17 protein-coding genes are annotated in these 15,552 nt (G+C 28.5%); 14 read left to right on the top strand and 3 right to left on the bottom strand.

The annotated features are described in order from the left end of the window. Positions 1-5: 5 nt before the first annotated feature. From CVOLT_RS03945 to CVOLT_RS03935, 3 genes are read right to left on the bottom strand one after another with little or no spacing between them, the layout of a single operon-like run. Positions 6-1,247: an ArsS family sensor histidine kinase gene (locus CVOLT_RS03945; RefSeq protein WP_039665539.1), complete on the bottom strand. Its 1,242-nt coding sequence runs from the start codon at positions 1,245-1,247 to the stop codon at positions 6-8. Then, a complete protein-coding gene (locus CVOLT_RS03940; protein WP_039665538.1) occupies positions 1,244-1,918 on the bottom strand; it encodes a response regulator transcription factor in 675 nt (224 codons plus the stop codon). Before CVOLT_RS03940 ends, CVOLT_RS03945 begins: the two co-directional genes overlap by 4 nt. Positions 1,919-1,935: 17 nt before the next feature. Then, on the bottom strand, positions 1,936-3,348 hold the full coding sequence (locus CVOLT_RS03935; protein WP_039665537.1) for a DegQ family serine endoprotease: 1,413 nt from the start codon (positions 3,346-3,348) through the stop codon (positions 1,936-1,938). Between the two features lie 161 nt (positions 3,349-3,509). On the opposite strand from CVOLT_RS03935, the gene CVOLT_RS03930 reads away from it, so the two are divergent. The 14 genes from CVOLT_RS03930 (at position 3,510) to flaG (ending at position 15,552) form a co-directional block, all read left to right on the top strand. Further along, entirely contained in the window at positions 3,510-4,382 is an 873-nt protein-coding gene (locus tag CVOLT_RS03930; RefSeq protein WP_039665536.1) for a co-chaperone-curved DNA binding protein A, read from the top strand. Between the two features lie 9 nt (positions 4,383-4,391). Beyond that, positions 4,392-4,766, top strand: coding sequence for a heat shock protein transcriptional repressor HspR (locus CVOLT_RS03925; protein ID WP_039665535.1), 375 nt, complete (start codon positions 4,392-4,394; stop codon positions 4,764-4,766). A 13-nt stretch (positions 4,767-4,779) separates the two neighbouring features. Next, positions 4,780-6,405, top strand: a complete 1,626-nt coding sequence (locus tag CVOLT_RS03920; protein WP_132038015.1) for a cation:proton antiporter domain-containing protein — start codon at positions 4,780-4,782, stop codon at positions 6,403-6,405. Continuing rightward, positions 6,402-6,734: a hypothetical protein gene (locus CVOLT_RS03915; protein WP_039665533.1), complete on the top strand. Its 333-nt coding sequence runs from the start codon at positions 6,402-6,404 to the stop codon at positions 6,732-6,734. The genes CVOLT_RS03920 and CVOLT_RS03915 overlap by 4 nt, the downstream gene beginning before the upstream one ends. Further along, entirely contained in the window at positions 6,731-7,357 is a 627-nt protein-coding gene (locus CVOLT_RS03910) for an HAD family hydrolase (protein ID WP_039665532.1), read from the top strand. The genes CVOLT_RS03915 and CVOLT_RS03910 overlap by 4 nt, the downstream gene beginning before the upstream one ends. Before the next feature lie 2 nt (positions 7,358-7,359). Then, the gene (locus CVOLT_RS03905) at positions 7,360-7,623 is read left to right on the top strand and encodes a DUF2018 family protein (protein ID WP_039665531.1); all 264 of its coding nucleotides are present in this window, start codon (positions 7,360-7,362) and stop codon (positions 7,621-7,623) included. 29 nt (positions 7,624-7,652) lie between these two features. Then, complete coding sequence (locus CVOLT_RS03900; RefSeq protein WP_039666267.1) at positions 7,653-8,057, top strand: hypothetical protein; 405 nt, start codon at positions 7,653-7,655, stop codon at positions 8,055-8,057. A gap of 50 nt (positions 8,058-8,107) precedes the next feature. Next, positions 8,108-9,001, top strand: a complete 894-nt coding sequence (locus CVOLT_RS03895; protein WP_039665530.1) for a polyprenyl synthetase family protein — start codon at positions 8,108-8,110, stop codon at positions 8,999-9,001. Next, entirely contained in the window at positions 9,001-10,305 is a 1,305-nt protein-coding gene (hemA, locus tag CVOLT_RS03890; RefSeq protein ID WP_039665529.1) for a glutamyl-tRNA reductase, read from the top strand. Before CVOLT_RS03895 ends, hemA begins: the two co-directional genes overlap by 1 nt. Next, positions 10,295-11,992, top strand: coding sequence for a proline--tRNA ligase (locus CVOLT_RS03885; protein WP_039665528.1), 1,698 nt, complete (start codon positions 10,295-10,297; stop codon positions 11,990-11,992). Before hemA ends, CVOLT_RS03885 begins: the two co-directional genes overlap by 11 nt. Next, complete coding sequence (locus CVOLT_RS03880) at positions 11,989-12,381, top strand: FxsA family protein (protein ID WP_039665527.1); 393 nt, start codon at positions 11,989-11,991, stop codon at positions 12,379-12,381. The genes CVOLT_RS03885 and CVOLT_RS03880 overlap by 4 nt, the downstream gene beginning before the upstream one ends. Beyond that, positions 12,378-13,304 carry a hydroxymethylbilane synthase gene (hemC, locus tag CVOLT_RS03875; RefSeq protein ID WP_039665526.1) on the top strand — a complete coding sequence of 309 codons (927 nt, stop codon included), beginning with the start codon at positions 12,378-12,380 and terminating at the stop codon, positions 13,302-13,304. The genes CVOLT_RS03880 and hemC overlap by 4 nt, the downstream gene beginning before the upstream one ends. Further along, on the top strand, positions 13,305-15,098 hold the full coding sequence (locus tag CVOLT_RS03870; protein WP_039665525.1) for a menaquinone biosynthesis decarboxylase: 1,794 nt from the start codon (positions 13,305-13,307) through the stop codon (positions 15,096-15,098). Between the two features lie 109 nt (positions 15,099-15,207). Beyond that, complete coding sequence (gene flaG, locus CVOLT_RS03865) at positions 15,208-15,552, top strand: flagella length regulator FlaG (protein WP_039665524.1); 345 nt, start codon at positions 15,208-15,210, stop codon at positions 15,550-15,552.

Below are 15,552 nucleotides of genomic sequence, written 5' to 3'. Positions count from 1 at the left end.
TTTTCCTAAGCTACAATGATATTTTCTAAATTTTTAAAATAAAAATAATTACATTGATCTTTATATTCATAAGAAAGTACTAGTTTATGAGAATCAAGTATGGTTTTAACTATATAAAGTCCAAGTCCAAAGCTATCTTTGTTTTTCTTACCTTGGGTAAAAGCTTGAGTATAGTATTTTAAATCTTTATCTAAAGGTTTTCCTATATTTTTAAAACAAAGATATTCTTTAGTAATTTCTATGGTTACCTTATTTTCATCAGAATATTTTATAGCATTATCTATCATATTTTTCATGGCAGTGGTAAATAATTTAAAATCAACATTCACACTAAAGCTTTCTTTGATGCTAATTTTAATTTTATCATCATCATTCATAGCTATATCTTTAGCTTCATCTAATAAATCTAAAATATTGTATTTTTTTAAATTTATAAATTGCGCTCCTGAAGTGATTTGTTCAATAGCTGCAAATTCGTTTATAAGTATTTCAAGACGATTAAAAGCTCCTATTAATCTTTCTTTATATTTGCTATCTTCTATCATTTCAAGGGTGATGAGTCCTTTGGTGATTGGTGTTTTTAACTCATGCATGATATTTCTTAGGAAAAATTGCCTAGAGGTGTTAAGTTTTTGAATTCTTAAAATAGACTCATAAAAGGCGGTTGCAACTTGGGAAATTTCATCTTCTCCTTTGCTGACATTTTGAATTTCATCTAGTTTATTTTCTCCAAATTTATCAATTTGTCTTTTTAAAGCTCTTAAAGGTTTTAATTTTCTTATGATAAAAAGATATAAAACTATTAAAACCATCACAACTATCACAGCAATTAATTTAATTACAAAATATCTATAACCTTGATAGTCTAAGTCTTTATATAAAAAAAGTTTTCCATCATAAATAATCTTTAAATATACATTGTCTTCTAGGGTAATGATTTCTACTATAGCTGTACTAGTTTGAGCTCTAGCTATGGTTTCAGCTTTATAGATGACATTTTTGATAAATTTTGGATTGACTATTTCTACTATTTTATAGTTTTTAGTTTGTTCTTGAAATTCTTTTTCACTAATCATGTTGTTAAAATACAATAATCTTGTATTAGCTACAAAAGAATACTTAGCATTAAGTTCGTTAGTGTAGTTTTGTTGATCATATTTTATAAGCCATAAAAATGCTAAAACCACACTTGCACTTGCTAAAACGAAAACAAAAGTTATAGTATAAAAAATTGATGATTTATTCATTGAGTTAGTTTATATCCTATACCTCTTATAGAATGGATATATTTTGGAGTTTTTGGATCATCACCGATTTTTTGTCTTATTCTGCTTATGATTACATCTATGCTTTTATTGCTAGAATCTTCGCTAATAGAACTACAATTATACACAAGCTCTTCTCTACTTACTACACCACCTTCTTTTTTAATTAGATAACTTAAAATATCAAATTCAGCATTAGTAAAGTTAATTTCTTGATCTTTCATGGTTATAGTATGCTTAAATTTATCATAAACTAAATCTTTTTTTACTTGAGTTTGAGCAGTTTTAGTGTTTGAAATTCTTCTTAAATGGCTTTTGATTCTTGCTTGTAGTTCTTGAGGATTATAAGGTTTTGGCAAATAATCATCAGCACCTAAATCAAGTGCTGCAACTTTATCGCTAATATCATGTCTAGCACTAGATATAATAATAGGCGTATCGTATTTTTTACGAATTTCTTCACAGACTTCAAGTCCATCAAGTCCAGGTAAGCTTAAATCTAAAATGATTAAATCATAAGGATTTAAAGCAAGTCTTGAAAGTCCTATATAAGGTTCATGAGCAATATCAACTTTCATGTCAAATTGTTCTAAATATTCTGCTATGATTTCAGCTAATTCTAAATCATCTTCTATCATTAAAATATTAGTCATTTTTTCTCCTTAAAAAATTAAAATAACAAAGCTCTGATGTATCCGCCTCTATTAATCCAAATTTTAACATATTCTTTGTCTTTATTTAAATCAAGCGCTTTTGATAATTCTTTAAAATTTGAAATTTCATACTGATTAACACCGACAATTATATCTCCTGCTTCAAACCCAGCTTGTTCTGCTTTTGATTTTGGACTAACTTCGGTGATTAAAATTCCATTGATATTTTCAGGAATGCGATATTGTTGTTTATTTTTAGAATCAAGCTCAACTAGCTTTAAACCATCAATATAACCTTTCTCATATTGTAATGATTTTTCATCCGTTTTTAGCATAAATTTTACCGTTTTAATCTCATTATCTCTTTCATAACTAAGCTCTATTTGCTGTTTAGGATCAATACTACCTATGTAATTTTTTAAATCCATAGGGCTTTTTATAGTAGTATTATCAACTTTTACAATTAAATCTCCTCTTTTTAACCCCGCATTAAAAGCTGCTGAATCTTTTTGCACATCAGTGACTAAAGCTCCTTCTTTGTTTGTATAAGCTTTTTTAAGATCTTGGGTTAAAGCTCCTATGACTACTCCTAGATATCCTCTTTCTATTTTGCCATTTTCAATTAGTTTTTGAGCTATAGTTTTAGCCATATTTGATGGTATTGCAAAGCCTATACCATTGTTTCCACCGCTTCTTGAAAGAATTGCTGAATTTATACCAACTAAAGCTCCTCTACTATCTACTAAAGCTCCACCTGAATTTCCAGGATTGATTGAAGCATCTGTTTGGATGAAATTTTCATATTGATTTAAGCCTATATTGTTTTTATTTAAAGCTGATATAATACCACTTGTAACACTACTTCCAACACCAAAAGGATTGCCTAGAGCAAATACAACATCACCTTCTAATAACTGATCTGAATTTGCAAAAGTAACTGCTGGAAGATCTTTAGCTTCTATTTTAATCACTGCTAAATCCGTCTTTGGATCAGCTCCTATTAATTTTGCTTTATATTCTGTGCTAGAATCTGGCAAATTTACTGTAATTTTTTCAGCATCTTCTATAACATGATTATTAGTGATGATATAACCATCACTTGATATAATCACACCAGATCCAAGAGAACTTACTACTTCTTTATTTTTTCTATTTTTAGGAGTTGGAAAATCAAAACCAAAAAATTGTCTAAAATAAGGATCATTAAAAAAATCATCCATATTTGCCATATTAGTTTGCACTGTTTTGCTTGTAGAAATATTTACAACAGAATTTTTAACCTTTTGAATAGAATCATGATAAGAAAGTATTGCATTTGGATTATTGCTTGGTAAAGTTCTTTGTAAATTTTCTTCTGCTTGTTTAAAATTAATATTAGCACTAAATAAACTTGTTGAAACAATCAAAGAAAGGATTATAGTCTTCTTCATATTTTTCCTTATTGTAAAAATCATTTTTTCAAAAGTATAAAATTTTATTTTTACATAATTGTAAACAAAACCTTTAGTTTTAAAACTTATAAAAGTTGATTGACTTAGACTAAAGTTTTTGGTATAATTTTTTCTTAAAAATTTAGAAGAGGAAATTATAAATGAGTAATAGTTTATATGATACTTTAGGCGTTTCAAAAAATGCAAGTGCAGATGATATAAAAAAAGCATATAGACGCTTAGCTAGACAATACCATCCTGATATTAATAAAGAGCCAGGAGCAGAAGAAAAATTTAAAGAAATTAATGCTGCTTATGAAATACTAAGCGATGAAAAAAAGAAAGCTCAGTATGATAGATATGGCGATTCTATGTTTGGAGGTCAAAGTTTTCAAGATTTTTCAAGAAGTACTGGCGGAGCAGATATCAATGATATTTTAAAAAATATTTTTGGTGGTAGCTTTGGCGGTTTTGGCGGAGGTTTTAGCTCCAATAATCATTTTGGTGGTGGCTTTGGAGGTTTTGGCGGTTTTGAAGAAGATTTAGACTTGCAAGCTAGTATAAAAATTCCTTTTGAAAAAGGAATTTTAGGCGGTGAGCATTCTGTAATGATTAACAAAGAACAAGTAAAAATCAAAATTCCACATGGTATCAAAGATGGAGAGAAATTACGCATACGCAATAAAGGAAAAATCTTAAATGGACAAAGAGGGGATTTAATTTTAAAAGTCGAACTTGAAAAAAGCCATGAATACGAAAGAGAAGATGATGATTTATATAAAAATATAGAAATTAGCTTAAAAACTGCTCTTTTTGGTGGAAAAGTGAGTGTAAAAACTCCAAGAAAAGAAGTAAAAATCACCATACCGCCAAATTCTAAAAATAATCAAAAAATTAGACTCAAAGGCTATGGAGTGCAAAATAGAAAAACAGATATTTATGGGGATATGTATTTGATTTTAAATGTAAAATTGCCAGATACTAACACCCTAGATGCTGAATTTTTAAAAATTTTAGAAGAAAAATTACCATAAGGAGTAAATATGCAGCATAGTTATGATGAGCCAGTTTATTTAATCAGCGTAGTGGCTAAGGTTTTAAGCATACATCCGCAAACTTTAAGACAATATGAAAAAGAAGGTTTAGTTGAGCCAAGTAGAACAGATGGGAAAATGAGATTATATTCTCAAAAAGATATCGATAGGATTAAAATGATTTTACGCCTTACTAGAGATCTTGGTGTGAATTTAGCTGGTGTTGATGTGATTTTAAAATTAAAAACTAAAATTGATGAATTTGAAAATACAATTGAAGAGCTAAGATTAGAGCTTGATAAAAAAAATAATCCTTCAAAATCAAGAGCAGTGGTAAAACATAGAAGTAATTTTGATTTGATATTTTTAGAAAAAATTAAATAATTAAGGGTGGTGAGTGGACGAATTTTTAACTTTATTTTTAACTGCTGTAGCCGTAGCTGTTGTTTTAAATGTGATTCTTAAAAAATTTGGTATTCCTACTATCATAGGATATATAGCTACTGGTTTATTTGTGCGTGAATTTTATGGGTTTAGTACTAATGAAATTATCATCCATGTGGCTGAATTTGGCATAGTGTTTTTAATGTTTACTATAGGACTTGAATTTTCATTTAAACATCTTTTAGCTATGAAAAAAGAAGTGTTTTTAAATGGAAGTTTGCAAATGCTAACTTGTGGCTTGGTATGTACTTTATTAGTTACTTATATTTTGGGAGTAACAAGTCATATAGCTATGATAGCGGGATTTGCTCTGGCCTTATCTTCCACTGCTATTGTTTTAAAAATATTAAATGATAATGGAGATATCAATCAAGAATATGGAAGAAAAGCATTAGGAATATTTCTTTTTCAAGATATAGCAGTGATTCCTTTGCTTTTAATGATAGATATTTTTAGTTCTCAAAATGCAGATATTTCAAAACTATTACTTACAACCTTAGTTAGTGCCATTATACTTCTTGTTTTGTTGTATTTTATAGGCAAATATCTTTTTACTTATATTTTAAAATTCATTATAAAAACCAATGCAAATGAAATTTTTATAGCAACTATACTTTTTACTGTTATTGGTGCAAGTTTTTTAGCTCATTCTTTTGGTTTTTCTTATTCTCTTGGGGCTTTTATAGCAGGAGCTTTGATAGCAGAAACTAAATATAAACATAAAATAGAAGCAGATTTAATCCCTTTTAGAGATTTGCTTTTAGGCTTTTTCTTTGTGAGTGTTGGCTTGCAAATTGATTTTCGTGTAGTTTTTGAAAATTGGTTTTTAATTTGTTCTTTTGTAGTTTTGGTATTGCTTATTAAATTTGTAGTTATTTATGGCTTATTAAATCTTTACACAAGAAAAAGAGTGGCTCTTAAAACAGCATTGAGTATATCTCAAATAGGAGAATTTGCTCTAGCAGTTTTTTCACTTATGCAAGTAAATTCTTTAATAGAAGCAAAAACCGCTCAAATTTTCATTATAGTTTCTATTATTACTATGATTGCAACACCTTTTATCTTAAATAATATTAGAAAAATAGCCAATGTTGCAGAAGGTGAGCAAGATGAAATGGCAAATTTTTATTTATGCGATAAAAAAATGAAAGGTCATTTTATCATTTTTGGTTATGCAAGATTAGGACAAGAAGTAGTCCAAAGAGTTAAAAAGACAGGAATTCCTTATTTGGTTTTAGAAAGTGATTTAAATTTAGTCGAGCTTGGGCGCAGTAGAAATGAAAATGTTTATTTTGCTAATGTTGCTCAAATACAAACATTAGAAATTGCAAATATAGAAGAATGCTCAGTTGCAATCATCACTATAAGCAATGAAGCAAAGCTTGATATGCTCTATCAAGTGCTTTCTAACTTAAAAAAACCTATACAAACTGTTTTAAAAACAAGTGGTAGTGGATCTAGTATAGTATTTCCTCATACTGATAAGAATTTACACATTATCAATCAAGAAGCTTCATTAGCTAGAAATTTAGTCCAAGAAGCATTACAATGTAGAATCAATACAAGCACAGCTGAATGAAAAACGAAGAAAAAGCTTTAAGGGTAAAATATGTCAGAGCTTTAGAAAAATTTTCCAATTCAGCCATCAGTGCTCTTAAAAGAGAAGATTTTCAAGAATCATTATTTAGAGAAAGAATGGAAAAAAATTCCAAAGTCTTTGCTAAAATTGAAGCGGTGTTTTTGGATTCTACTTATACTAAGGCTTTAGAAATATTTGTAAATGATTGTTTAAATCATAGTCTTGATAGGAAAGATTTGTTAAATAAAGCTAATGCTTTGTATAAGTTAAAAAACAAACAAAGTTATAAAAAAGACAAACACAAAAACAACTTTAAGGATGAAATATGATAAATGTGATTTTTGATATGGATGGAACTTTGATTGATAGTGCTAATGCCATAGTGTGTGCTGTAAATGAAATCAGATCAGATTTAAATTTAAGCCCATTAGATAGAAATTTTATACTTCAAACTATCAACACTCCTAATCAAAACTACGCAAAGATATTATATGGGCTAGATAAATATTCCCATACGAGCTTTAAAGAAGGTTATGAAAAATATTTTTTAAAACATTATGATAAAAGTGTAGTTCTTTTTGATGGAGTGCTTAAAGTGCTTGATTTTTGTAAAAAAAATGATTGTTATTTGGCTATAGCTACCAATGCACCTCAAGAAAGTTTAGTTCCTATTTTAAAAAAACACAATATCCTTTCATATTTTGATAAAATTTTAGGTGTTAGTTTTGGTATAGAAGCCAAACCTGACCCTATGATGTTAAAATTAATCATAGATGAAGCAAAATACAAAAAAAGCGTTTTTATAGGAGATAGTTTAAAAGATAGATTGTGCGCTAAAAACGCTAATGTAGATTATATTCATATTTCTTGGCAGCAAAAAATTTCACAAGAAGATGAAGCAAATGATGAAAAATCCTTAATTGCTAAAATTGAACAAATCATGAAAGGTTAAAAATGGATATTTTTGATGAGATGTTTGCAAAAACTCCTAAAGAAAAATTTATAGAAACTATTAAACACGCTAATACTGGAGCATTGGAAAAGGTTTTAGATCAATTATTAGCAGATCATATAGCTATGATTGAACTTTTAGAAAAAAACAATCTCAATGAAAACGATGTTGCTTCTTTTCAAATGGAAAATGCTTTATTGATAGATGAGAGAAAAAATGATTTTTATATAGGCATTAGTGCTCAAATTTTAGGACATGAAGGTTAAAAATTTTGCGTATATTTTTGATTTTATGTATGATTTTTTGTTTTTTAAAAGCGGAAGTTTTTTTTGATTATACTTATAAATTTACTTTAAAAAAAGATGAAAAAGCTAGAGTTTGGATTAAAGAAGTTGATTATCCTGATGAAGAGTATATTTTTGAATTTTCTTGGACTTTATTTGATTTAACCAATATCATAGTGCATTCAAAATACAAAAAATACCCTAGGCAATTTGTGATGTCTTTAAGAAGAAATTTAAATTGGGTAGATCAAACCTTGGTTCCTGATTATACTAATCCACACATTGATAGAGCAAGGTTGATTTTAGAATTTACAAGTTACAAAAAAAAAGAAGCTGTTTTTACTGTTTATATAGAAGATAAGGATAAAAAGCTAGAGGTTAAATTTTTAGATCCAAGAAAACCTCCGCTTAACTAAAAATAAAGCATAATTTAATAAAATACAACAAATAAAACAAGGAAAGCATAGTGCAAGAAATAGATCTTTATATGCATAATTTTTTATCTGAATTGTCTTATGAGCCTATTATGGATATGACTAGTGGACTAAAGGGCGGAAAAAAACTTAGATCAAAACTTCTTTTAAAAATATCTGGAGAAAACCAAGTAAGCTATAAAATTTGTGCCATTATTGAATTAATCCATAATGCTAGTTTATTACATGATGATGTTATTGATGAAGCAAATTTAAGAAGAGGGGTAAAATCGATTAATGCTCAATTTGGAGCAAAAAATGCCATTATGCTTGGAGATATTTTATATTCTAAAGCATTTTATGAACTTTCCTTAATTGATTCTAAATTAGCACAAATTATTTCTAATGCGGTAGTTAAACTTTCAATTGGTGAGCTAATGGATGTAAATTTATCACAAAATTTTAACACCAATCAGCAAGCTTATTTGCAAATGATTTATAACAAAACAGCAGTTTTAATCGAAACTAGTGCAAGATGTGGTGCGATTTTAGCAAATTTAAACGAAGATGATTTTGCACAATATGGAAAAAATTTAGGATTGGCTTTTCAAATTGTTGATGATATATTAGATATTATTGGAGATGAAAAAACTCTAGGAAAACCTGCTATGAGTGATTTTAAAGAAGGTAAAACCACTCTTGCTTATATGTATTTATATGAAAAGTTAAACAATGATGAAAAAGAAATATTAAAGTCTTATTATAAAAAAGAATTAGATCAAAAAGAAATCTCTTGGATTAAACATAAAATGCAAGAATATCAAATTCTAAATTTAGTCAATATAGAATTAAAAAACTACGCAAACAACGCCTTAAAAGCTATAGAAAAATATAAAATGAAAGATTTAGAAGAAATTATCACTAGTATGATCGAAAGGGATTTTTGATGTATTATTGTATAAGTTTTACACACAAAAATACCGATATTTCAACAAGAGAAAAGCTTTCTTTTTCAAATGAAGATAAAAAAAGAGAATTTTTAAGGCTAATTCATTCTAATAATAAAATTTTAGAAAGTTTAGTTTTAAGCACCTGTAATAGAGTGGAAATTTTTCTTTTTTTAGGAGATAGTGAAGGTATTAATGAGTATATTTTAAATGCACTTTGTTTATTGTGTAATGTCAATAAAGACGATTTAAGCTCAAAAGCTGATTTTTACGAAGATAGCGGAGCTATCCATCATCTTTTTTCTGTAGCTAGTTCTTTAGATAGTTTAGTTATAGGAGAAACTCAAATCGCAGGGCAATTAAAAGATGCTTATAAATTTAGCTTACAAGAGCAAAGATGTGGCGTAAATATCACTAGAGCTGTCCATTATGCTTTTAAGTGTGCAGCAAATGTAAGAAATCAAACAGAAATTTCAAAAAATCCTATTTCAGTAGCTTCAGTAGCTGTTTCAAAAGCAAAAGAATTAATCAATTTAGAAGGTAAAACCGCTGTTGTAATTGGTGCCGGTGAGATGAGTGAGCTAGCCTGTAAGCATTTGCTAAATGCTAAAGCTAAAGTATTGATTTTAAATAGAGATTTAGAAAAAGTAAAAAAACTTTGTGAAGAATTAGGAGAAAATGCTAAATTTGAAAGTATAGCTAATTTAAAAGAAGTATTAAATTCATATGAAGTCTTTTTTTCGGCTACAAATGCTCCACATGCTATTATTATTGATGAATTATTAGAAGAAAAAGAATACACAAGATATTTTTTTGATATAGCTGTTCCAAGGGATATAGATATCAAATCTAATGATAAAACCATAGTTTATGCTGTAGATGATCTTGAAGAAGTGGTAAGAAAAAATTTAACCCTTAGAGAGCATCAAGCCCAAATTGCTTATTCTATAGTTGGAAATATGACGAATGAATTTTTTAAACACTTAAGCAAACTTGCAACCTTACCTTTAGTCAAACAACTACGCTTACAAGCTAATCAAATAGCACAAATACAATTACAAAAAGCTATCAAAAAAGGCTATTTAAAAAATTCAAATCATGAAGAAGCAAAAAAGCTTATCAATCAAGTTTTAAACGCATTTTTACATAACCCTAGCGTGAATTTAAAAAAATTAAGCGGGACTATGCAAAATGATGTAGTGATTAATTCTATGCGTTATGTGTTTGATTTAAAAAATGAAAATTTAGAAGGTTTAAATTCTTATAAATGTGAATTTAGTTTGGAGAATCACGATGAAATTTAGTAAATTTTATGCTGTTAGCTCAAAAGAAAATCCAAAAGATGCAAGTTTGCCAAGTCATATTTTCTTAGTTAGAGGTTCTTTTGTAGAGCAAATTGGTAGCGGTTTGTATAATTTTTTACCACTAGGTAAAAGGGTGCTAGATAAAATCAAAGACATCATTAAAGAAGAGATGGATAAAGCAGGGGCTTTAGAAGTAAGCTTAAGTTTTAATACTCCAGCTAGTCTTTGGAAAGAAAGTGGAAGGTTTAATGTCTTTGGAAAAGAACTTTTAAGATTTAAAGATAGAAAAGAAAATGATTTTGTCTTAGGACCAACGCACGAAGAAGCTATGGTAGCTTTAATTAGAAATAAAATCACATCTTATAAACAACTTCCTTTACATTTATATCAAATAGGGCTTAAATTTAGAGATGAAGCTAGACCAAGATTTGGACTTTTAAGATGTAGAGAATTTTTGATGAAAGATGGCTATAGTTTTCATGCAAATGATGAAGACTTAGATAGAGAATTTAATCTAATGTATGAAACTTATAGCAAGATTTTAACAAGATTAGGGCTTGATTTTAGAGCAGTTGAAGCAGATAGTGGGGCTATTGGGGGAAGTGGCTCTAAAGAATTTATGGTATTAGCCAAAAATGGTGAAGATGATATTTTATTATGCGAATATTGTGATTATGCAGCCAACATAGAAGCAGCAAAAAGAACCAAAAGAACTTGTAAAGATGAAAGACCACAAGCAGATTTTGCTACGCAATTTCATACTCCAAATATTAAAACCATAGAAGATTTAGCAATTTTTTTCAAAATCAATCCTTACTATACCATTAAAGCAGTAGTGAAAAAAGCTATTTATGAAAATGAAGAAAAAATTGTCGTTTTTTTCATAAGAGGTGATGATGAATTACAAGAAACCAAAGCCTTAAATGCAGCTAATGCTTTAGAATTAGTTGATGCAAATGAAGATGATTTACAAAAAGCAAATTTAGTATCTGGCTTTATAGGCTTTGTAAATTTACAAGGTGTTGATTTTTATCTTGATAAAGAATTAGAAAATGAAACAGATATGATTATTGGCGCTAATAAAAAAGATTACCATCTAATAGGAATTAATGTAGTCAATTTAAACAAAGAACGCTTTAAAGATTTATGCGCGGTTAAAGAGGGCGATCTTTGTCCAAAATGTCAGCATAAACTTAAGCAAAGCAAAGGTATAGAAGTAGGTCATATTTTTAAACTTGGTAAAAAATATTCTCAAGCTATGAACGCAAATTATTTAGATGAAAATGGAAAAGCGCAATTTTTCACCATGGGTTGTTATGGTATGGGTGTTAGTCGCTTGGTTGCTGTTGCGATTGAAGCAAGTCATGATGAAAAAGGTTGTATTTGGAATAAAACCTTAGCACCTTTTGTGCTTGATATTATTATTTCTAATATAAAAGATGAAAAAGCAAACGAATTTGCAGATAAAATTTATCAGCATTTTAAAGACAAAGAAATTTTGCTTGATGATAGAAATGAACGCTTTGGAGTAAAAATTAACGACTTTGAGCTTATGGGCTTTCCATATGCTTTGATCATTGGAAAAGGTTTGGAAAAAGATGAAGTTGAAATCATCAATAGAGCAAATTTAGAAAAACAAATTTTAAAAACTAATGAAGTAATTTCATATTTAGAGAAAATTTTATGATGTTAAAAGCAAATTTAAGTGTATTTTTGATTTTAGAATTAATCACAAGTATTATATTTATAGCTAGTTTTGGTTTTTTGAATTTTTTTATGATAGTTTTTGCTAGTATGTTTTTAGGAGCTATTTTTTTAGCTAAAACTTGGACCAATCTCATCACTATGCAAAATACAAATACTAATTTTTTTGGTATGATAAAGCTTTTTTCTCTAACTATTGTTGGAATTTTACTTTTAATACCAGGAATTTTAAGCACTTTTTTAGGCATTTTGCTTTTATTTTTTATCATAATTTTAAAATTATTTATCAATCAAAAAGAAAAAACATCCTATTCAAAAAACAACGAAGATGAAATTATAGATGTAGAAATAATTGGAGATAACAAAAAATGAAACTAACAATAGCTACAAGAAAAAGCCAACTTGCTTTATGGCAAAGCGAATATATAAAAGAATGCTTGTTAAAAGCTCATCCTCATTTAGAGATTGTTTTGGAAGGCTTTAAAACTAAAGGAGATGTTTTGCTTGATTCTCCTTTAGCTAAGATAGGAGGAAAAGGACTTTTTACCAAAGAATTAGAAGAAAGTATGCTAAGAAAAGAAGCGCATTTAGCTGTGCATAGTTTAAAAGATGTTCCTAGTTTTTTTCCGCAAGGTTTAGTTTTAGCTGCTATTTCAAAAAGAGAAGAAGTCAATGATGCATTTTTAAGCCAATATTACACTCACTTACAAGATCTTCCCAAAGGAGCCAAAGTAGGTACAACAAGCCTTAGAAGAAGAATGCAACTTTTAGCTTTAAGACCTGATTTAAACATCATTTCTTTAAGAGGTAATATCAATTCTCGTCTTGAAAAATTAAAAGCAAAAGAATTTGATGCTATTATTTTAGCATTTGCAGGGATTAAGCGTTTAGGCTTGGAAAAACAAATCAAATTTGTAAAAAAATTTGAACTTGATGAGATGATACCAGCTGCTTCACAAGGAGCTTTGGGTATAGAAAGCATTGATGATGAACAAATTTTAAGTTTATTAAAATGCCTAAATGATGAAAATGCTTTTATAGAAACACATATTGAAAGAGATTTTATAAAAACTTTAGAAGGTGGATGCCAAGTCCCAATAGGTATTAACGCTAAACTTAGCGGCGATGATATACAAATTCAAGCCATAGTAGGTTTACCTGATGCAAGTAAAATTCTCAAAGAAAAAAAAATTATCAAAAAACAAGACTACCTAAATGCAGGAGAACTTTTGGCAAAAGAGATGATTGCTAAAGGTGCAAAAGAAATTTTAAAAGAAGCAGAAAGTATGATATAAATGCAAAAATTTATCAATATTTTAAAAGAAAATAATTTATTAAAAATCATTGATGAGCCAGTAGATGTAGAACTTGAAATGGCACATCTAGCTTATATAGAAGTGAAAAAAGAAGACTCTAAAGCTTTGCTTTTTACTAATGCGGTAAAAAATGGTAAAAAATATGATTATCCTGTGCTTTTAAACACTTTTTGCAATGAAAAAGCTCTAAATTTAGCCTTTACAAGACCTTATGAAGAAGTAGCTAAAGAAATTTCTTCTTTATTAAAAATGCATATTCCACAAAGTTTTGGCGCTAAGCTTGATTTTTTTAAAACCTTAATAGGACTTAAAAACATACCACCAAAAAGAATTAAAAAAGATGGAGAATTTACCTATAAAAGTTTAAATTCTTTATATGATATTCCTATTTTAAAAACATGGGAAAAAGATGCAGCTCCTTTTATAACTATGGGGCAAGTTTATACTCAAAGCATTGATGGAAAGCAAAATAATCTTGGTATGTATCGTTTGCAAGTAATAGATGAAAAAACCTTGCTAATGCATTGGCAAATTCACAAAGATGCTAGTCATTTCTTCCATGAATACAAAAAAAATAATCAAAAAATGCCAGTAAGCATAGCCATAGGAGGAGATCCTTTATATATATGGTGCGGTCAAGCTCCTTTGCCTAAAGGTATTTTTGAACTTTTACTTTATGGTTTCATCAAAAAAAAGCCCGCTATTTTATCAAAATGTAAAAGCAATGATTTGTATGTGCCTTATGATAGTGATTTTGTCATAGAAGGCTTTGTTGATCCAAATAAATTTTTACCAGAAGGTCCTTTTGGAGATCATACAGGTTTTTATACACCCATAGAGCCATGTCCAGTTTTAAAAATAGAAAAGATTTTTGCAAAGAAAAATGCCATTTATCAAGCCACAGTGGTTGGAAAACCTCCTTTAGAAGATAAATACATGGGGCTTGGAACTGAAAGAGTATTTTTACCATTATTGCAAACTAGTGCTCCTGATTTGATTGATTATAATATGCCTGAAAATGGAGTATTTCACAATCTTATCTTAGCAAAGATAGAAGCCAAATACCCAGCCCATGCAAAACAGCTCATGCATACTTTTTGGGGAGTAGGGCAAATGAGCTTTGTCAAACATGCGATTTTTGTAGGCGAAGATGCTCCTGATTTAAAAGATTATGAAAATTTAATCCCTTATATATTAAATCGTTTTGATGAGTCTAATTTGCTAATTAGCGAAGGAATTTGTGATCAACTCGATCATGCCTCAAACACATATTGTTTTGGTGGTAAAGCAGGACTTGATGCTTGCACAGATATAAAAGTAAAAAATATTGAAAAAATTTCAGATGAAAATTTACTTGATCTTTTTAAAAATACAGAAAAAACCATTGTAAATTTAAAACAATACTACTTAGACACCTACGCTCCAATCTGCGTAATAGCCATAGATAAAAAAGAAAAAATTTCACATATCTTTGAAAAATTACAAATTCATAAAAAGCATTTTAGAATTTTAGTTTTTCTTGATATCGATGCAAATTTAACTAACCCTTATATGCTTCTTTGGCGTGTAGTAAATAATATCGATGCTCAAAGAGATATTTTTATAAAAAAAGATTGCGTTGGTATTGATGCTAGTGCTAAAGGAAAACTTGAAGATTATCATAAAGAATGGCCTTTGATGACAAATTGCTCTAAAGAAGTCATAGACAGATTAATCTCTAAAAAATTACTAGAAGATGATGAAAAATTATTCAAAAAATTTGAAATTTTTTAATTTTGAATTTTTTGAGAACACTTTTTGCTTATAAAATTTTGTATTTAAATATTAAGTTTTTTTTATTTTAGTCGATTATGGCTCTAAAGTCTTTTAAAAAGGAGTTTAAATGGACATTAGTGGCATTCAAAGAGATGGCTCAGCGCATTTTAGCACCAATACTAAAAGCATAGAAAAAGTCTCTAAAGAAAACAAAGAACAAGTAGATTTAAATAATCAAGATGAGAATTTAAATGAAAAATTAAAAGATGCTATAGAAAAGCTGAACAAACAAATGGGAACATTAGAAACCAATATACGATTTGGTTACAATGATAAAATAAATTCCATGTATGTCGATGTTACAGAACGCGATAGTGGAAAATTAATACGCAAGATTCCTAGCGAAGAAGTGATGAAACTCATAGAGCACTTCAAAGGTGTGATAGGAACTATATTTGATAAGGAGAGCTAA

Origin of the sequence: Campylobacter volucris, assembly GCF_008245045.1 — a bacterium.
In the GTDB taxonomy this organism is placed as follows: domain Bacteria; phylum Campylobacterota; class Campylobacteria; order Campylobacterales; family Campylobacteraceae; genus Campylobacter_D; species Campylobacter_D volucris.
Note: the sequence above shows the minus strand (reverse complement) of the source record. Positions and strands in the feature narration are given on the sequence as shown.